Genomic DNA, 18173 nt, shown 5'->3' on the forward strand with positions numbered 1-18173 from the left:
GCTCGACCGGGGTGATCGGCCGGCCGGGGCTGCCCGCGCGGTCGCGGTAGGCCTGCACGAACGGCTCGAGGTCCGCCCCGCGCGGCCGGCGCCCCGGGACGATGTCGCAGGTCGACGCCTTGAACTCCGAGATGTGGGTGTTGCGGTCCATCACGATCGGCAGCAGGTCGTTGGCCGAGTCGCCGACGGCCAGGCCGTTCGGGCCCCAGTGATACGGCAGGCCGATCGTGTGCACCTGGCGCCCGCCGATGACGTGCGGGCGGATGCGGTCGGTGACCATGACCCGCGCCTCGATCGCCGTGCGCGCCGAGACGAGCGTCGCCCACTCCCCGTGCTGCAGGCCGCGCAGCTCCGCGAGCTCCGGCGAGACCTCGGCGTAGGGGTCCGGTGCGAGCTCCGCCATGTGCGGCAGGAACCGCGACATGCCGCCGGCGGTGTGGTGCTCCGCGATGCGGAACGTCATCACCTGGAACGGGTAGACCGCGTGCCCGTCCTCGGTCGGCTCGGGGTTGGAGCGGTTGTCCTCCCGCTCCTCGATCTGCCGGGTCGGGCTGGCCTGGACGCCCGGGTGGACGAGGTTCTGCGCCGTGGACTCGTGCGGCTCGTAGTGGTTGGGCATCGGCCCGTCGAGCAGACCCGAGGGCGCGTAGAGCCACCCCTTGCCGTCGGCCTGCATGACGAACGGGTCGTCGCCGCGCAGCGCCCACTCGGCCTTCGCGCCCTTCTCCGGCACGTAGTCCGGGCGCATGTCGCCCGCGAAGTCCGGGATGTCGAGCCCGGTCCACCGCTCCTGCTCCTCGTCCCACCAAATGAGCTTCTTGCGCTCGCTCCACGGCTTGCCCGCGGGGTCGGCCGAGGCGCGGTTGTAGAGCACGCGGCGGTTCAGCGGCCACGCCCAGCCCCACTCCGGGGCGGGGGAGGCGATGTCGCCCGTCGTGTTCGGCGTGCGGCGCGCGGTCTGGTTGACCTCGTCGGCGTAGGAGCCGGAGTAGATCCAGCAGCCCGACGCCGTCGTGCCGTCGTCCTTGAGCTCGCGGTAGCCGCCCACGGCCTTGCCGTCGGCGACGGTGTAGCCCGAGATCTCCTTCAGCACGGCCTCGCCGCTGGGGTCCTCCGTCGGGCCGTGCGTGGGGTAGTCCCACGTCAGCTCGAGCAGCGGCCGGTCGCGCTCGTCCGTCGACGCCGCGAGCTTCTCGCGGATGCGCTTGCCCAGGTGGTAGGTGAAGTGCAGCTCGGAGCGGCAGTCGTCGGGCGGCTCCACGGCCTGGTGGCGCCACTGCAGCAGCCGGTGCGTGTTGGTGAACGTGCCCGACTTCTCGGCGTGCGTGGCGGCGGGGAGGAAGAAGACCTCGGTCCCGATCTCCTCCGTGCGCAGCTCGCCCGTCTCGATCTCCGGGCCGTCCTTCCAGAACGTCGCCGACTCGATCATCTGCAGGTCGCGGACGACGAGCCACTTGAGGTTCGCCATCCCCATGCGGTGCAGCTTGGAGTTCGCGGAGCCGACCGTCGGGTTCTCGCCCATGACGAAGAACCCCTCGACCTCGCCCTCGTGCATCCCCATGATCGTGGGGTAGATCGAGTGGTCGCCGGTGATCCGGGGCAGATAGCCGAAGCCGTAGTCGTTCGCGGCCGTGGCGTGCTCCCCCCACCACGCCTTCATGAGCGAGACGGTGTAGTCCCGGGCGTTGCCCCAGAACCCGCCCTCGGGCTCGTTGCTCTCGATATAGGCGGCGAGGTCGTCCTCGCCGGGCGGCGCGGCGCTCGGCATCGGCAGGTAGCCGGGCAGCAGGTTGTAGAGCGTCGGGATGTCCGTCGAGCCCTGGATGGACGCGTGCCCGCGCAGCGCCATGATGCCGCCGCCGGGACGGCCCATGTTGCCCAGGAGCAGCTGGAGGATCGACGCGGCACGGATGTACTGCGTGCCCGTCGTGTGGTGCGTCCAGCCGACGGAGTAGATGAAGCAGGTCGTCTTCTCGCGGCCCGAGTTCTCCGTGATCGCATCCGCGATGCGGGCGAACTGGTCGGGACCGATGCCGCAGACCCGCTCGACCATGTCCGGCGTGTAGCGCGCGAAGTGCCGCTTGAGGACCTGGAAGACGCAGCGCGGGTGCTGCAGCGTCGGGTCCGTCTTGAGCTCGTCGGGGTCGCCGACGTCGGCACCGTGGGCGCCGTGGGACTGCTCGCCGGACGACGTCTGCGCGTCGTCGCCCTCCTGCGGGTCGTCGACGGCGTCCTTCTTGAACGGCGAGCCGGCGGGGGCGCGCACGTCCATGCCGTCGTAGCCCCACGACTGCTGGTCGTAGGTGCCCGACTCCGGGTCCCAGCCCGAGAAGACGCCACCGAGGTCGTCGGCGTCGACGAAGTCCTCGCGGACCAGCGTGGCGGCGTTCGTGTAGTTCTCGACGTACTCGCGGAACTCGAGCCCGTTCTGCAGCACGTGGTTGATCAGGGCGCCGAGGAACACGATGTCCGTGCCCACGCGGATGCCCAGGTGCTCGTCGGCCACCGCGCTCGTGCGCGTGAACCGCGGGTCGACGTGGAAGACCTTCGCCCCGCGCTCCTTCGCCTCCATCACCCACTGGAACCCGACGGGATGGCACTCGGCCATGTTCGAGCCCTCGATGACGATGCAGTCAGCGTTGGCGATGTCCTGCAGGTATTGCGTGGCCCCGCCACGTCCGAACGAGGTCCCCAGACCGGGGACCGTGGAGGAGTGTCATATGCGGGCCTGGTTCTCGATCGCCACCGCGCCGGCGGCCGAGAAGAGCTTCTTGAGGAGGTAGTTCTCCTCGTTGTCCAGCGTGGCGCCCCCGAGGTGCGCGAAGCCGAGCGTGCGGCGCAGCATCGCGTTGTCGGAGTGCCGACGGTCCTGCCACGTGCGCCGGCGGGTGTCGATGACCCGGTCGGCGATCATGTCGACCGCGGTGTCGAGGTCGAGGTCCTGCCACTCGGTGGCGTTCGGCGGCCGGTAGCGCACCGTCGTCACCCGGGTGGGCGAGTTGATCAGCGACGGCGTCGAGGACCCGCGGGGGCACAGCCGCCCGCGGGAGACGGGGGAGTCCGGGTCGCCCTCGACGTGGACGACCTTCTCGTCCTTCACGTAGAGCTTCTGCCCGCAGCCGACGGCGCAGTACGGGCACACGGAGTCGACGACCTTGTCGGCCGTGTCCTTCGCGTTGCGCGGCCGGATCGCGGCGGAGCGCCCCGACTGTGCGGCCACGCCGCGACCGGTCGGGTCGTCCGTCAGCTGACGGAGGAGCGGCGGGAGCCGCCGGCGACGCGTCTTGCCCATCTGACGCGCACCGTACCCCGTCGGCGGGCGGGAATCACCTCCGTTGCGAAGTTGGCGCGTTCCCGGGGTCGGCCCGGTCAGGGCGCCTCGCCCTCCTCCGCGGCGAAGGCCCGGTGGAGGAGGGCGACGAACGGCTCGGACACCGGGATCGCCGTGCCCCCGACCCGACGCACCGCGACGCCCGGCGTCCAGGAGTTCATGACGACCGCGCCCGCCAGCGCGGGGAGGTCGGCGGCGGTGACGGGCCGCGTGGCCTGCGGGATCCCGAGGTGGTCGAGCTGCCGGCGGACGACCCCCATCGTCGTCCCGTCGAGCTTCGCTGCCTCGGGCCAGATCACCGTGCCGCCGTCCCAGAACGCGAGGTTCCAGATCGTGCCCTCGGCGAGTCGGCCGCGGCGGTCCACGAAGAGCGCGTCGTCGAAGCCGGTCGCAGCGGCGCCGCGCAGGTGGTAGGTCTTCGCCACCTCGCCCACGTGCTTCACGGCCGGGAGGTCGCGCTCGTGGTCGACGGCCGCCAGCGCGAGGGGCCCGGCCGGCCCGTCCGACGGCGGGGTCGTTCGGATCAGGACCTCCGGCGGCCGGTCGCCACCCTCCGCGGTGAACTCTCCGGCCGACGAGAAGACGGTCGCCGTCAGGGAGACGTCGGCGGGCCCGGCGTTCACCCCCGCGCGCAGCAGATCGCGTACGCGGTCGTCCGGCAGGGCCCGACCGAACAGCTCCTGCGACGCCGTGCGCAGCCGGTCGAGGTGGAGGTCCAGGCCACGGACACGTCCGTCCCGCACCTGCATCGCGGTGAAATGGGCGTAGCCCGCGAACGCGAGCGGCGCCAGGTCGCCGACGCCGGCCGGGCGGCCGTTGCGGTGGACGGCGAACTCCGGCGCCGCCTCCGGGCGCGTCGTGGTGGTCAGGCCGTCGTGGTCGCCGGGGCCGGGAGTCGTGCGGGTTGCGGGGCTGGTCGTGGTCATCCGACTACGCTAGACCTGACGTCGACGTCAGCTTCAAGGGGTGGATGTGCGAATCGGTGAGGCGGCGCGTTCGCTCGGTCTGAGCCTGCGGACGCTGCGGTACTACGAGGAGCGGGGGCTCGTGCGGCCCGCCCGCGGCGAGGGCGGACAGCGTTGGTACGCGGAGGACGACCTGCGCACGGTGCGTCACGTCCGCACGTTGCTGGCGGCCGGCCTCGGCACCGCCGTGATCGCCGAACTGCTGCCCTGCATGCGCGATGACGACGGCCACCCGGCTCCCGCATGCGCCGAGCTGGCCGGGCGACTGACCCAGGAGCGCGACCGGATCTCGGGCGCGATCGCGGACCTGGAGTCCGCCCGCGGAACGCTCGAGACCATCATCGCGGCGGCCCCCGCGGCAGCGGTGGGCTGACGGCGGCCGCTCCCCGCGCGACGGTGGCGCCGCCCCGCCGTCGGGGCCCGCGGCGTCCGCCGGGCCGGACCGTACCGTCGTCCGCATGCGCACGCCCGACCGCACGCTGCTCCAGCTCTCCGACCCGCACGTGACCGCGGAGGAGGGTGCGGCCGACGAGCGGCTGGCCCTCGCGCTGGAGACGGTCCGGGCGTCCGGGATCCGGCCCGCCGCGATCCTCTTGACCGGCGACCTGAGCGACGACGGCAGCTCCGAGTCCTACGCCCGCGTGCGGGCGGCCGTCGACCCGCTCGGCGCGGAGCTCGGCGCGCCGGTGATCGCCATCCCCGGCAACCACGACGAGGCGGAGGTGTTCCGCGAGGCGATGCTCGACGGAGCGCCGCTGCACCGCGCCGTCGACGTGGACGGCGTGCGGATCGTCGCCCTCGACACCACTGTCCCCGGACGTGCACACGGTGAGCTCGGCGCCGGTCAGCTCGAGTGGCTGACCGACGTGCTCGCGAGGAAGGCGAAGCACGGCACCGTCCTGGCCATGCACCACCCGCCGATCCCGACGGCCCACCCGCTCCTGTCCCGCATCGGCCTGCGCGACCCGAGCCGCCTGGGCGACGTGCTTCGCGGCCGCGACGTGCGGTTCGTCGTTTGCGGGCACGCGCACGCCGTCGCGGCCGGAACCCTCACGGGGATCCCCGTGTGGTCGGGCCCGGCGCTCCACGTCACGCTGGATCCGCTGCCGGGCGAGGGTCGCCTGCGCGCGTGGGCGGACATCGGCGGGATGACACGGATCGACCTGTTCCGCGACGACGTGGTGGCCACCCTCGTCCCGCTGGCCTCCGCGCCGACGGCGGCGTACGACGACCCGATCGCGGAGCGCACGGCCTGGCTCGACGAGCACGAGGCGGCGGACCGGGGGTAGGGGACTCGGGCGTCGGCCGCCCGGCGGCTCCTACCGACGGTAGGCCGCCGCCCCGACGGCGTCTCACCCCGCCATGATGCGCGGCATGAACGTCCTGATCCAGGTCGGCCTGTGCCTGCTCGCGCTCGGCGCCCTCCTGGGCTGGGTCGTCATGCTGCGCACCGCGTTCCCGGGGATGCTCGCGGCGGCCGGCGTGCGCTCCCCGCGGCGGGTGCTGCAGACGCACATCGACTTCATCGTGATGGGCGTGATCCTCATCGCCGTCGGGTTGGCGCTGCCGGACCTCGCCGGGTGGAACCGCGCGCTGCTCATCGCCGGGGCGACCGTCAATCCCCTGCTGTTCGTCCCCCTCGCGTTCCGCGAGTCGTTCTCGGACGGCCTGACCTACCGGGTCGTCACGGTGGCGTCGTTCACCACGATGAGCGCGGGGACCGTCGGCGCAGCGGTGGCCGGGCTCTCGGCCTAGGGCCGGCCCGCCTCAGCCGGGCCTCCCGGAGGTCGGGGCGGCGTCGCGCCCTGTGCCCTGTGCCCGGCGCGCCGCTCAGGCGTCGCGGCGCAACGCGAGCACGAGCCGGTCGTCGGCCGAGCCGGTGCGCTCGGGCCCGTCGACCGGCACGAACCCGGCGCGCTCCGCCACGGCCAGGGAGGGCGCGTTGTCGGGGTGCACCCGGACCTCGATCCGCTCCAGGCCGACGGTGCCGAAGCCCCAGCCGGCGAGCAGGCGGATGGCGCGGACCATCGTGCCCTTGCCCCGGTGGGCGGCGCCGAGCAGGTACCCGAGCTCGCCGACGCGGCGGTCGTCGCCCGGGATGCGCAGGTCGATCGCGCCGAGCAGGACGGCGTCGTGCGCGTCGGTGATCGCCAGGTAGACGCCGCGGCCGGCGCGCCGCTCGGCCTCGGCGAACGCGGCGCGGCCCGCGGCCTCCTGGGCGGGGTAGACGACGGGCACGCCGGTCCAACGCCGGATCTCGTCGTCGTCGCACAGCGCGGCGAGGTCGAGGCCGTCGGAGGGGCGCCACGGGCGCAGCGCGATCGTGCCGTCCGAGAAGCCGACGGGTGGCACGGGCAGCTCCGCCGGGGAGGCCAGGCCGGCCTTCTCCCGGATCCAGCGCGCGAGGGTGCTCATGGACGCATCATGCCCCGATCAGGCGCGCCGCGACGACGGTCAGCACCGCAAACACCGGGACGCTGAGGGCGCCGGCCCACTCGACCGGCTTGGCCGGTGCGGTCAGGAGCCCCGCCGGGATCCCGCCGTCCCACCCACGCGAGACCATCGCCAGCTGCACCCGCTCGCCGCGCTCGAAGCAGCGGACGAGCAGCGTGCCGGAGGAGCGGATGACGGCCTTGGCCTGCCACAGGAACCGTGGGTCGTCGCCCCGCGCCACCCGGGCGGTCTGCATGCGCCCGAGCTCGGCGAGGACGACCTCGACGTAGCGGATGGTGAAGCCCGCGATCGCCGTCAGGATCCGCGGCGCGTGCAGGCGCTCGGCGCCGGCGAGGATCGCCGCGGGTGGCGTGCAGGCGGCGAGCACCGCCGTCGCGAGCAGCACGAGGGAGGCCTTGGCGACGATCCCCCACGCGAGCCACAGCCCGTCGACGGCGAGGGGGATCCCCAGTGGGTGCACGCGCTCCCCGGTCGCGACGAAGGGCAGCACGACCACGAAGAGCACGAACGGCACCTCGATGATCAGCCGCTTGGCCAGGTCGACCGGCGGGATCTGCGCGACGGTCGCTGCGGCCAGGATCAGCATGAGGTGCAGCGCGGACGCCCACACGGCGTGCGTGGGGGTGAGCGCGACGGCGACGGCGAAGATGCCGAGCGCGGCGACCTTCGTCTGCGGCGGTAGGCGGTGCAGCGGGGTGTCGAGGCCCAGGAGCTCCTCGTTGCCCCCGTGGGCGGCGCCGCTCACGAGGCTCTCCGGGCGTCGGGCATGGAGGGGACGGTACCGGGCGCCCTCCCGGCCGGCCGACCACGGCCGAAGCGCACACCCGTTGCGGCGTCATGTCCTCAGATGCATGGGATATGTCTCCTGAGACATACCGCCCTGACGCGTGTGCGGTTCGGCCGCGGGCGACCCTCAGACCGGGACGGGCGGCTCGTACTCGGCGGCGCGGCGCAGCGGTGGGGTGCCGCGCAGGCGCAGCGAGACCACCAGGGCCAGGCCGAGGAGGACCGCGCCGACGGTGACGACCTCGGTCCAGCCGCCGGCCTCCCACGCCGCCCCGCCGAGGGGACCGGCGATCGACGAGCCCGCGTAGTAGGCCAGGAGGTAGAGCGCGGAGGCCTGCGCCGGGGCGTGGACGGCGCGGCGGCCGACCCAGCTCGAGGCGACGGAGTGGGCGGCGAAGAAGCCGATCGTCAGCACCGCGATGCCGAGGATCACCAGCGGCAGCGGGTGCAGGAGCGTCAGCGCCAGGCCGGCGCCCGCGATCAGGACGCCGAAGGGCAGGACGGCCCGGCGGCCGATGCGGTCGGCGAGTCGACCGGCGACCGCGGAGCTGAGCGACCCGAGGGGGTAGACGAGGAAGACCGCCGCGATCGCCGTCTGGCCCAAGCCGTACGGAGCCTCCTCGAGCCGGAAGCTCAGGCCGTTGAAGACCGCGACGAACGTGCCCATGAGCAGCGCCGCCATCGCGTCGAGCCGCAGCTGGCCCGGGTCGCGCAGGTGGTCCCGGAGGCGCGCGAGGGCGGGGCGCACGTGGAACGGCCGGGGCACGAAGTGCCGCGAGGTGGGGGCCAGGCGCAGGAAGACGGCGGTGCACGCGAGGCTGCTCACGCCCACGGCCAGCAGGGAGAGCCGCCAGCCGCCGAGGTCGGCGAACGCCCCACCGACGAGTCGCCCGGCCATGCCGCCGATCGCGTTGCCGCCGATGTACAGGCCGATCGAGCTGCCCAGCGACTCCGGGTGGACCTCCTCGACGAGGTACGCCATCGCCACGGCGGGCAGGCCGGCGAGCGCGACGCCCTGCAGCGCCCGGACCGCGAGCAGCACGGGGAACGACGGCGCCGCGGCTGCCAACAGGATCAGGACGGCCGAGCCCAGGAGCGAGAGCTTCATGACCCGGGTGCGACCCCACGCGTCCGACAGCCAGCCCGCGGGGAGCAGCGCGAGCGCCAGGCCGAGCGTCGTGGCCGAGAGCGTGAGGCTCGAGGTGGCGGCGCTGACCTGAAGCTCGCGGGAGAGCAGCGGCAGCAGCGGCTGCGTCGTGTAGAGCAGCGCGAACGTCGCCAGGCCCGCGGCGAACATCGCGACGGAGAGCCGCCGGTAGCCCGCGTCGCCGCGGCGCAGGCGGGTGTCGGCCGGGCCGTCGCCCGCCGCCGGACCGGGCTCCTCGGGGTCGTGAGGCGTCGGCCCGGCCACTGCTTGAACGGTACAACCGGCGCGGTGGGGCCGGTGTGCGCCGCGTCTCCCGCCCGCGCGCCGCGGTCAGTCCCCGCGGCGGCAGTACCCGAGCAGCTGCGAGAGCGCGTCGGGGTCGGGGAGCTGGGCGACGTTCGTCAGCACCGTGTCGGCGTCCTCCAGGCCCAGCCCACGCTCGAGCATGATCCGCCCCGCCAGGCGCGAGGCGGCCCGGTCGTAGCGCGGGTCGTCCTGCTCCGCGAGCAGCGCGGTGATCTGCGCCGCGGCGCTCAGGGGGACCTCGCCCATCAGCCGCGCGGCCTCGAGCGCGCGGTCGGGGTTGCGGGCGCGGAGGGCCATCATCAGGCGATCCTGACCGGGGTCGGGCACGCGGTTGCCGGCGGGTCTCATGCGAACACATGTTCGCACTGCTCGCGGCGGATTCGGGGGCCTCCGGAACGCTTCCGGCGCAATTTGCGGGCTTTATCTGCACAGGCCCGCGGAGTGCGGCACGGGACGGCGCGTCCGGGCCGGACCCGTCCCGGCCGTCGCCCCCCTCGTCAGTCGATCGCGCCCGCGGGCCGGCGACCCTCCGTGCTCTGGATCCAACCCGGGTAGGCGGGCGGCGGCGCGCTGATCTGGTCCAGGGCACGCAGCTGGTCCGGGGTCAGGACGACGTCCAGCGCGCCGAGGTTGTCCGTGAGCTGGTCGGGGCGCCGCACGCCGGTGATGACGCTCGTGACGCCGCGCTGCGCGAGGACCCAGGCCAGGGCGACCTGCGCGACGCTGCGCTCCTGCTGCTCGGCGACGACGCGCAGCACGTCGATGATGTCGTAGGCCGCCTCGCGGTCGACCGGCGGGAAGTCCGTCGTGGTGCGGCGGGAGCCGGTGTCCGTCGTGCCCTCGCGGCCGAACTTGCCCGACAGGAACCCGCCCGCGAGCGGGCTCCAGGTGAGCAGGCCGACGCCGGCGTCGCGCACCAGCGGCAGGATCTCGCGCTCGAGGTCGCGGCCGGCCAGGGAGTAGTACGCCTGCAGGGTCGCGAACCGCTCGAGCCCGTGGAGCGTCGAGAGCCCGAGGCCCTTCTGCAGCTGCCACGCGGCCCAGTTCGAGACGCCGATGTAGAGCACCTTGCCGGCGCGCACGGCGTCGTCCAGGGCGCGGAGCGTCTCCTCCATCGGCGTCAGCGCGTCGAAGTTGTGCAGCTGCAGCAGGTCGACGTGGTCCGTGCCCAGGCGCCGCAGGCTGTCCTCGATGGCCCGCGTGACGTGCCGGCGGGACTGGCCGACGTCGTTCGGGCCGGGGCCGACGCGGGGGTGCAGCTTCGTGGCCAGGACGACCTCGTCGCGGCGCGATGCGAGCGCGCGGCCGACGAGCTCCTCGGACTCACCGCCGCCGTAGACGTTGGCGGTGTCGACGACGTTGATGCCCGCGTCGAGGGCCTGGTGCACGAGCGCCGCGCTCTCCGCCGCGCTGAGGTTGCCCACGGCGTTCCAGGGCGCGACGTCGCCACCGCCGAAGGTCATGGCGCCGAGGGTGAGACGGGAGACGTAGAGGCCGGTGCGGCCGAGCTGTGCGTACTGCAAGGTGGTGCTCCTGCTTGGGGTGTGCATCCACCGTACGACCGCCAGGTCGGACGATCCATGGCCTGGAGTCCGCAATACCTGCGCGATACTCTTGGTGGGTGGATCCGCTCTCCGACGTCCTCCAGATCCTCGCGGTGCGCAGCGTGCTGCCCTCGCGGTTCGAGGCGGGCGGCGACTGGGCGGTCTCGTTCCCCGCCTTCCGGCACGTGAAGTTCGGCGCGGTGCACCGCGGCGAGGCGTGGATCGTCGCCGCGGGCGCCGGGCCCGACCTCCTGCGCGCGGGCGACTGCTACGTGCTGACGGGCGAGGAGTCCTACGTCATCGCCAGCGACCCCGCCCTGGAGCCGGTCGACGGCGTGCCGGCCTTCCGGGCCTCGCCCGACGGCATCGCGCGCGTGGGCACGCGGGCGGGCGCCGTCGGGACGCGGAAGGTCGGCGGGGCGGGGGCCGGCGACGGACCGGGCGCGGACGCGCCGCACCTGCCCGCCGGTCCTCCCGAGGTCGTCGTCACCGCGGGGCGGTTCACGTTCGACGAGGAGACCGCGCGGCTGCTGCTCGACGTCCTTCCGCGGCTGCTCGTCGTGCGGGCCTCGGCGGACGGCAACGACGCGCTGCACCACGCCCTCGCGCTGTTCGGCCACGAGACGGAGGCTCCGCGAATGGGCGCGGCGCTCGCGACGGAGCGCCTGGCCCAGATCGTGCTGGTGCAGGCGCTGCGGGCGGCGGCCGAGGGCGACGGCGCGGTGACGGGGTGGCTGCGCGGGCTGCGCGACGAGCGGGTCGGCGCGGCGCTGCGCACGATGCACGCCGACCTCGCGCGCCGGTGGACGGTGGCGGAGCTGGCCGAGGCGGCGCTGCTTTCGCGCTCGGCGTTCGCGGCGCGCTTCACCGCCCTGGTCGGCACGTCGCCCCTCGACCACCTGCTGCAGGTCCGCATGCACGCGGCGGGCCGCGACCTGCAGGACCCGGACGTCACGGTCTCTGCGGTCGCCGACCGCTGGGGCTACACGTCCGACAGCGCGTTCTCCAACGCCTTCAAGCGCGTGATGGGGGCGTCGCCGCGCGCGTGGCGGACGGCCGTGGCGGAGCGAGAGCCGGCGGAGCGGATCGGGGCGGGCGGGGTCGTCGGCGCGGCCGAGCCCGTCGCCGCCTAGGAGCGGATGCCGCGGAGCACGAGGCGCGCGAGCTCCTCGTACGCCTCGGCGTCGCGCAGGCCGGTCGCCCGCTGAGCGTCGCCGGACTGGATGCGCTGCATCGTCGCCGCGACGGTATCGGCGACGAACTCCGCGTGGACCTGACGGAACTCGCCCGACGCGACGCCCTCCTGGATCAACTCCCGGACGCGGCCGGCGGCGATCTTCGTGTTGCGGGCGTAGGCGCGGCGGGCGGTCGGGTGGGCCGCGATGTCGGCGATGAAGGCCTCGGACGCGGGCCGCAGGGCGTCGGCGACGGCGGAGAGGTAGGCCTCGATCTTCGCCGCGGCCCCCTCCTGCTCGGCCGTCCGCGCCTCGACCTCGCGCGTGGCCGCCTTGAAGAACCGGACGACGGCGTTGCCGACGAGCTGCTCCTTGCTCTCGCCGAGCGCGTAGAGCGTGGTCTTCGAGCAGTGCAGGCGCTGGGTCAGGTCGCCGAGCGTGAAGCGGCGGAAGCCCTCGGCGAGGAACAGCGCCACGAGCTGATCCGCCAGCTGCTCGTGTCGGTCGCTGAGGACGAGGGGCACGGGCGCAACCCTACGCGACCGTCCTGCCGGCACGGGGGAGGCGCGTCACGCGTCGCCCCGGCCGGCGCGGGGACTCACACCGTCGCCGCGGTCGTCCAGAGCGCGTCGATCTCCGCCTCGGCCGCAGCGCGGCTCTCGTCCGCGAGCGGCTTGAGGTGGGCCAGCTGCTCGCGAGCCGCCGCGAGGGTCAGCTCCGTCGTCACGAACCGGGGCTCCAGCCCGAGCATGCTGACGCCGTGGGGCAGCCACAGCTCGGCGTGGTCCCAGCCCTCGCGGGGCGTGCCCGGGCCGTAGCCGCCGCCGCGCGACGCGACGACGATGAAGTCCCGGCCGCCGAGCAGGCCCTCCTGCGTCTCGGGGTTGATGGCGAGCCCGTAGGCGAAGAGGTGGTCGACCCAGGCCTTCACCGAGCTCGGCGCCGCGAAGTTGTAGAGCGGGAGCCCGAGGACGATGGTGTCGGCGGCCTTGACCTCGTCGATCAGCGCGACCGTGAGGGCCCAGGACGCCGCCTGCTCGGGCGTGTGCTGCTCCGGCGGGACCGTCCGCGCGAGCCCGGCCGCGGTGTCGAGGTGCGGCACCGGGTCGGCGCCGAGGTCGCGGTAGGTGACGGTGCCGTCGGGGTGGGCGGCGCGCCACGCGTCGGCGGCGCGGGCGGTGAGCGCGCGGGAGACGGACGCGTCACCCTGGATGCTCGAGTCGATGTGGAGGAGGTGCGACATGGGTGATCCTTCGGCAATGGTTTGTGGTGCGCAAATGATTTGTAGCACAGCGCGGATCAGGCGGCCGGAGTAGACTGGCTCCATCGCGTCCCTGCCCGTCATCAACCAGCTGCCGCACCTCTCGGCCGCGCTCCTCGATCAGCTCGCCCGGCGCATGCGGGTGCGGGGCGAGTCGGCGTTGAGTCCTCTCGGCATGCGTCCCCGGCACCTGGTCGCACTGACCGTGCTGCGCGACGCGGGGGAGAGCACCCAGCAGGGGCTCGCCGGCCTGTTGCGGATCGACCGCACGAACCTCGTCGGGCTGCTCAACGAGCTCGAGGCGGACGGGCTCATCGAGCGCCGGCGGTCCGAGGAGGACCGGCGCCGCCACATCGTGCGCCTGACGGACACGGGGCGGGAGCGCCTGGCGCAGGCGGAGTTCGCCCTCGCCGGCGCGGAGAACGAGGTCCTCGGCGCCCTCGACGCCGAGCAGCGCGAGACGCTCTACGGGCTCCTGCGGCAGGCGATGGGGGGCGGCGACGGGCCGCCGGGCGCGGCCGACGGCTGTGGGACGCCCCACCCCGGGGCGGACGGCGGGGCCGACCCGGCCTGCTGAGGGTCTGGTCGTGGTGTCCTCGGGCCGCAACGTCGAGCTCAAGGCACGCTGCGCCGGCCCGCGCGCCGTGGAGGCGTTGGCGCTGGCGGCCGGGGCCGAACCGACCGCGGTGCTTCACCAGCACGACACGTACTTCGCCGTCCGCCGCGGGCGGCTCAAGTTGCGGGCCGAACGGCGGGAGCCGTGGCCCGGGTGGGTCGGGGAGTCGGCCGCCGGCGCCGAGCTCATCCACTACGAGCGGGCGGACGAGGCCGCGGCCCGGGCGAGCGCCTACGAGCGCCTGCGCGTCGGCGACCCGGGAGCCGTGCGGGCGGCGTTGGGCGCGCGCCTGGGGATCGTCTCCGAGGTCCGGAAGGTCCGGCGCCTGCTCCTGTGGCGGGGCGTGCGGATCCACCTCGACGACGTCGAGGGCCTCGGGACCTTCCTCGAGCTCGAGGCGGTCGTTGGGCCAGCCGGCGACGGGCCGACCTGCGTGGCGAAGGTCGCCTGGCTCCGACGGGCACTCGGGGTGGCGGACGGGGACATCCTGGCCGAGGGATACGCCGCTCTCCTTCACGCTCGGGGCGGCCCGGACCGCACGCTCGGGTCGCCCGGCGGCTAGCACCACCGACCACGACTAGTACCAGCGTACGTCCGCTGGTACTGTCGCTCGTATGAGCGCGGACCGCCTGCTGCCGTCGGCCGAGGCCGAGGAGATCGTCGCCCTGGCCCACGACCTCGCGGCCGACCTGGCGCCGCGGGCGGCGAAGGCCGAGGCGGAGCACGCCTTCCCGCGCGAGACGTTCGCGCAGCTCGGCGAGCTGGGGCTGCTCGGGATGCCGTACCCGGAGTCGCTGGGTGGCGGCGGGCTGGACTACGAGGTCTACCTGCAGGTCCTCGAGGAGCTCGCGAGCGCGTGGGCGAGCGTCGCGGTCGGCGTGTCCGTGCACGTGATGTCCTGCTATCCGCTGGCCACGTTCGGCACAGCGGAGCAGCAGGCCCGCTGGCTGCCGGAGATGTTGGGCGGCACGAAGCTCGGCGGCTACTGCCTGTCCGAGGCGCAGGCCGGGTCGGACCCCGCGGCGATGCGCACCACGGCGCGACCGGCGGACGGCGGCTACGTGCTCTCGGGCGCCAAGGCCTGGGTCACCCACGGCGGCGAGGCGGACTTCTACACGGTCTTCGCCCGCACGTCGGACCACCGCTCCCGCGGCATCACGTGCTTCCTCGTCCCCGCCGACGCGCCCGGCCTCACGGCCGCGAAGCCGGAGTCGAAGATGGGCCTCACGGGCTCGACGACCGCCACGATCGACCTCGACGACGTCTTCGTGGAGGAGGCACGCCGCATCGGCGACGAGGGGCAGGGCCTGCAGATCGCGCTCTCCGCCCTGGACTCCGGCCGCCTCGGCATCGCCGCCGCGGCCGTCGGCCTGGGGCAGGCGGCGCTCGACCACGCCGTCGACTACGCGACGGAGCGCGAGACGTTCGGCAAGGCGATCATCGAGCACCAGGGCCTCGGGTTCCTGCTCGCCGACATGGCCGCGACGGTCGAGTCCTCCCGCGCGATGCTGCTCGACGCCGCCCGCCGCCGCGACCGCGGGCTGCCGTTCGGTCGTCAGGCGTCGATCGCCAAGCTCGTCGCCACGGACGGGGCCATGAAGGTCACGACGGACGCCGTCCAGGTGCTCGGCGGTTACGGCTACACGACGGACTTCCCCGTCGAGCGGTACATGCGTGAGGCGAAGATCATGCAGATCTTCGAGGGCACGAACCAGATCCAGCGCATGGTCATCAGCCGGCATCTCGCGGGTCAGGGCCGCGGCGCCGGGTGCGCCGTGACGGCCAGCCGCGGGGCGGAGACGCCGGCGGTGCCGGCCATCGGGCCGACCTGCCCGGACACTCCGACGGACGCCGGTGCCGGTGGCACACCCGCGGCCGCCGCCCACGCCGACCGCGCGCACGCCGCGTAGGGTCGCCGGGATGCGGATCCAGGGAGCAGGGGCCGTCGTCTTCGGCGGCGCGTCGGGACTCGGCGAGGCCACGGCCCGCCGGCTGGCGGCGGAGGGCGCCCACGTCGTCTTGGCCGACCTCGCGGCAGAGCGGGCCGAGGCGCTGGCGGCCGAGATCGGCGGCGTCGCGGTCACGTGCGACGTCCTCGACGAGGCCGGCGTGCAGGCGGCCGTCGACGCGGCGGCGACGGCCGAGCGCGGGCTGCGGATCTCCGTCGTCTGCGCCGGCCTCGCGACGCCCGCGAAGCTCGTCGGCCGGGGCGGTCCGACCGGCCTCGACCGCTTCGCCAAGGTCATCGAGGTCAACCTGCTGGGCACGATCAACGCGCTGCGGCTGGCGGCGGGTGCGATGACCGCCAACGACCCCGACGCGGAGACGGGCGAGCGCGGCGTGTGCGTGCAGACGGCCTCGGCCGCCGCGTACGACGGGCAGATCGGCCAGGTCGCCTACGCCGCGTCGAAGGGCGGGGTCGTCGGCCTGACGCTCCCCGTCGCCCGCGAGCTCGCCGCCCACGCGATCCGCGTGATGACGATCGCCCCGGGGCTCTTCGACACCCCGATGATGGCGGGGCTGCCCGACCAGGTCCGCACCGACCTGGCGGCCACCGTCCCGTTCCCGCCGCGCCTGGGCCACCCGGCCGAGTACGCCGACCTCGTGGAGCACATCGTCACGAACGCGATGCTCAACGGCGAGGTCGTCCGGTTGGACGGCGCGGTGCGGATGGCGGCGCGGTAGGCCGCGCGGCCGGGTCCGTGACATCGACCGCGTTCGCCGGACCTCCCGCGTAGCCGCCGCACCTCACGGGTAGCCGTCCTCCGAACCCATGCGGAGGAAGCACCGATGAGAGCAGTCGTCGTCACGCAGGCCGGCGGACCCGAGGTCCTCGAGGTCCAGGACCGGCCCGATCCCGAGCCCGGCCCCGGGCAGGTGGTCGTCCGGCTCGCCGCCGCGAACATCAACCCCACCGACATCGGGGCCCGGCACGGCATGTTCCCGCCCGGCTTCGACATCGAGGGTCCGCCCTACACGCTGGGCTGGGACTTCGCCGGCGAGGTCGTGGCCGTCGGCCCGGGCGTGTCCGACGGTCCGCCGGCGAGCGGGGGAGGGGCGACGTCGCCGCTGGACCCCGACGAGCTCGCCGCCGACCCGACGCAGCCGGACAGCCTCGTCGACGCCGCGTCCGCCGACGCCCTGATCGACCCCACTGGCGACCCCGCGCCGCTCGCGGCCGAGGCCGACCCGGGCGTCGGGGCCTGGGGCCCGGGGGACCAGGTCGTCGGGATGATCCCGTGGTACGTCGCGGGCGGTCGCTACGGCGCCTACGCCGAGCTCGTGCTGGCCGAGGCGGCCTGGATCGTCGCCCGGCCGGAGACGCTCTCCGCCGTCGACGCCGCCACGATCCCGCTCAACGCCCTGACCGCCCAGCAGGCGCTCGGCCACCTGGGTGCGCCGCAGGGCGCGGAGATCCTGATCACCGGCGCCTCGGGCGCCGTCGGAGCCTTCGCCGCGCAGATCGCGGTGGCGGAGGACCTGAAGGTCACGGCGATCGCGGGCACGGACGACGAGGAGTTCGTCGCGTCGCTCGGGGTCGCCCGCGTGCTCCCCCGCGACGCGGACCTGTCGGACATCGGCCGGTTCAAGTACGTGCTGGACGCCGTGCCGCTCGGCGCCGACGTCTTCCCGGCGGTCGACGACGGCGGGGTCATCGTGACGACGCGCCCCGTGAAGGACGAGCCGGGCCGCAGGATCACCCAGCGGCCGATGCTGATCGAGCACGACCAGGAGCTCCTCAAGCGCCTCGTCGAGGGCGTCGCCGCCGGCGGACTCGTCACGCGGGTGGCGAAGACCATGCCGCTCGAGCAGGCCGCCGACGCGCACCGCGCGGTCGAGGAGCGCGGGCGCAAGGGCAAGATCGTCCTCGTCCCGTAGGGGGGATCAGCGCGGGCGGGGCTGCCACTGCGGCCTCAGCTCGCCGCGGGGTGTTCCTCCACGAGTCGCTCGAGCAGCGCCGGCAGGTCCGTGTCGGCCACGACGTGGTCGACGGCGTGGTCGCGGTCGATGGTCGCCTCCGGCATCGCGAAGACCTCGGACGTCGCCTCGTCCGTGGCGACCACCGTGCCGCCCAGGACGTGCACGGCGGTGGCGCCCGTCGCCCCGTCGTGGCCGTGGCCGGTCAGCACGACGGCGATCGCGTCCGGCCCGACGGCCGTCGCGAGCGTCGCGAACAGCAGGTCGGCCGAGGGGCGGTTCGGCGGGAACACGCCCGAGACGACCAGCGCCGTGCGGCGCTCCGGGGTCACCAGCAGGTGACGGCCGGGCGGGATCACGAGGACGTGCCCCGGCCGCAGCGGCGCGCCGTCCTGCGCCGTCGTCACCGGCATCCGCGAGCGCCGCGCCAGGATCTCGGTCAGCTGCGACTCGCGCTCGGGCTCCTGGTGGATGAGCACGACGACAGCCGCGGGAAGGTCCTCCGGCAGCGCCTCGAGCACCGCGGTGATGGCGCGCAGCCCGCCGACGGAGCCCGCCAGCCCGACGACGGGGAACCGGGACGGAGGAGTGGGGCCGTCCATGCGGGCAGCGTAGCCCTCCCCGGTGCTCCGGCCGGCCGCGGAGGCGGGGCCCGCGGCGGCGGCCGCCC

General features: G+C 74.5%; 18 protein-coding genes and 1 pseudogene. 9 read left to right on the forward strand and 10 right to left on the reverse strand.

Features of this window, described 5'->3' with window-relative positions; genetic code table 11:
• Positions 1-31 precede the first annotated feature (31 nt).
• Together fdh and F593_RS0106700 are read right to left on the reverse strand one after the other, a co-directional pair.
• Positions 32-3292 (reverse strand): annotated as a pseudogene (fdh, locus tag F593_RS23050) (formate dehydrogenase); the annotation flags it as partial.
• Between the two features lie 77 nt (positions 3293-3369).
• Positions 3370-4257 (reverse strand): aminotransferase class IV family protein, encoded by an 888-nt coding sequence (locus F593_RS0106700; RefSeq protein ID WP_022927985.1) that lies wholly within the window; start codon positions 4255-4257, stop codon positions 3370-3372.
• A gap of 40 nt (positions 4258-4297) precedes the next feature.
• On the opposite strand from F593_RS0106700, the gene F593_RS0106705 reads away from it, so the two are divergent.
• The 3 genes from F593_RS0106705 (at position 4298) to F593_RS0106715 (ending at position 6051) form a co-directional block, all read left to right on the forward strand.
• Positions 4298-4669, forward strand: a complete 372-nt coding sequence (locus F593_RS0106705; RefSeq protein ID WP_022927986.1) for a MerR family transcriptional regulator — start codon at positions 4298-4300, stop codon at positions 4667-4669.
• Positions 4670-4754: 85 nt separating this feature from the next.
• On the forward strand, positions 4755-5585 hold the full coding sequence (locus tag F593_RS0106710) for a metallophosphoesterase (RefSeq protein ID WP_022927987.1): 831 nt from the start codon (positions 4755-4757) through the stop codon (positions 5583-5585).
• Positions 5586-5670: 85 nt separating this feature from the next.
• The gene (locus tag F593_RS0106715) at positions 5671-6051 is read left to right on the forward strand and encodes a hypothetical protein (RefSeq protein ID WP_028721502.1); all 381 of its coding nucleotides are present in this window, start codon (positions 5671-5673) and stop codon (positions 6049-6051) included.
• 75 nt (positions 6052-6126) lie between these two features.
• Here the strand turns inward: F593_RS0106715 and F593_RS23055 are convergent, their stop codons facing one another.
• From F593_RS23055 to F593_RS0106740, 5 genes are all read right to left on the reverse strand, one after another.
• The gene (locus F593_RS23055; protein ID WP_022927989.1) at positions 6127-6711 is read right to left on the reverse strand and encodes a GNAT family N-acetyltransferase; all 585 of its coding nucleotides are present in this window, start codon (positions 6709-6711) and stop codon (positions 6127-6129) included.
• A gap of 7 nt (positions 6712-6718) precedes the next feature.
• Complete coding sequence (gene cbiQ, locus F593_RS0106725; RefSeq protein ID WP_022927990.1) at positions 6719-7495, reverse strand: cobalt ECF transporter T component CbiQ; 777 nt, start codon at positions 7493-7495, stop codon at positions 6719-6721.
• A gap of 168 nt (positions 7496-7663) precedes the next feature.
• A complete protein-coding gene (locus F593_RS23060; RefSeq protein ID WP_022927991.1) occupies positions 7664-8947 on the reverse strand; it encodes an MFS transporter in 1284 nt (427 codons plus the stop codon).
• Between the two features lie 66 nt (positions 8948-9013).
• On the reverse strand, positions 9014-9289 hold the full coding sequence (locus F593_RS0106735; protein ID WP_022927992.1) for a hypothetical protein: 276 nt from the start codon (positions 9287-9289) through the stop codon (positions 9014-9016).
• Between the two features lie 197 nt (positions 9290-9486).
• Positions 9487-10512, reverse strand: coding sequence for an aldo/keto reductase (locus tag F593_RS0106740; protein WP_022927993.1), 1026 nt, complete (start codon positions 10510-10512; stop codon positions 9487-9489).
• A gap of 98 nt (positions 10513-10610) precedes the next feature.
• Between F593_RS0106740 and F593_RS23065 the strand changes: the two genes are divergently transcribed.
• Positions 10611-11666, forward strand: a complete 1056-nt coding sequence (locus tag F593_RS23065; RefSeq protein ID WP_022927994.1) for an AraC family transcriptional regulator — start codon at positions 10611-10613, stop codon at positions 11664-11666.
• On the opposite strand, the gene F593_RS0106750 is transcribed toward F593_RS23065, so the two are convergent.
• On the reverse strand, positions 11663-12232 hold the full coding sequence (locus F593_RS0106750) for a TetR/AcrR family transcriptional regulator (protein ID WP_022927995.1): 570 nt from the start codon (positions 12230-12232) through the stop codon (positions 11663-11665). The genes F593_RS23065 and F593_RS0106750 overlap by 4 nt on opposite strands.
• Positions 12233-12306: 74 nt before the next feature.
• Positions 12307-12951: an FMN-dependent NADH-azoreductase gene (locus F593_RS0106755; RefSeq protein ID WP_022927996.1), complete on the reverse strand. Its 645-nt coding sequence runs from the start codon at positions 12949-12951 to the stop codon at positions 12307-12309.
• A gap of 82 nt (positions 12952-13033) precedes the next feature.
• On the opposite strand from F593_RS0106755, the gene F593_RS23070 reads away from it, so the two are divergent.
• From F593_RS23070 to F593_RS27905, 5 genes are all read left to right on the forward strand, one after another.
• Entirely contained in the window at positions 13034-13546 is a 513-nt protein-coding gene (locus F593_RS23070) for a MarR family transcriptional regulator (RefSeq protein ID WP_157251626.1), read from the forward strand.
• Positions 13547-13556: 10 nt separating this feature from the next.
• Positions 13557-14147: a class IV adenylate cyclase gene (locus tag F593_RS23075; protein WP_022927998.1), complete on the forward strand. Its 591-nt coding sequence runs from the start codon at positions 13557-13559 to the stop codon at positions 14145-14147.
• 52 nt (positions 14148-14199) lie between these two features.
• The gene (locus F593_RS23080) at positions 14200-15495 is read left to right on the forward strand and encodes an acyl-CoA dehydrogenase family protein (protein WP_022927999.1); all 1296 of its coding nucleotides are present in this window, start codon (positions 14200-14202) and stop codon (positions 15493-15495) included.
• 10 nt (positions 15496-15505) lie between these two features.
• Positions 15506-16270 carry an SDR family NAD(P)-dependent oxidoreductase gene (locus F593_RS0106775; protein ID WP_022928000.1) on the forward strand — a complete coding sequence of 255 codons (765 nt, stop codon included), beginning with the start codon at positions 15506-15508 and terminating at the stop codon, positions 16268-16270.
• A gap of 105 nt (positions 16271-16375) precedes the next feature.
• Positions 16376-17464, forward strand: a complete 1089-nt coding sequence (locus F593_RS27905) for an NADP-dependent oxidoreductase (protein WP_022928001.1) — start codon at positions 16376-16378, stop codon at positions 17462-17464.
• A gap of 35 nt (positions 17465-17499) precedes the next feature.
• Here the strand turns inward: F593_RS27905 and F593_RS0106785 are convergent, their stop codons facing one another.
• The gene (locus tag F593_RS0106785) at positions 17500-18105 is read right to left on the reverse strand and encodes a chemotaxis protein CheB (RefSeq protein WP_022928002.1); all 606 of its coding nucleotides are present in this window, start codon (positions 18103-18105) and stop codon (positions 17500-17502) included.
• Positions 18106-18173: the final 68 nt, after the last annotated feature.

This window comes from Patulibacter americanus DSM 16676, assembly GCF_000420025.1.
Taxonomy (GTDB): Bacteria; Actinomycetota; Thermoleophilia; order Solirubrobacterales; family Solirubrobacteraceae; genus Patulibacter; species Patulibacter americanus.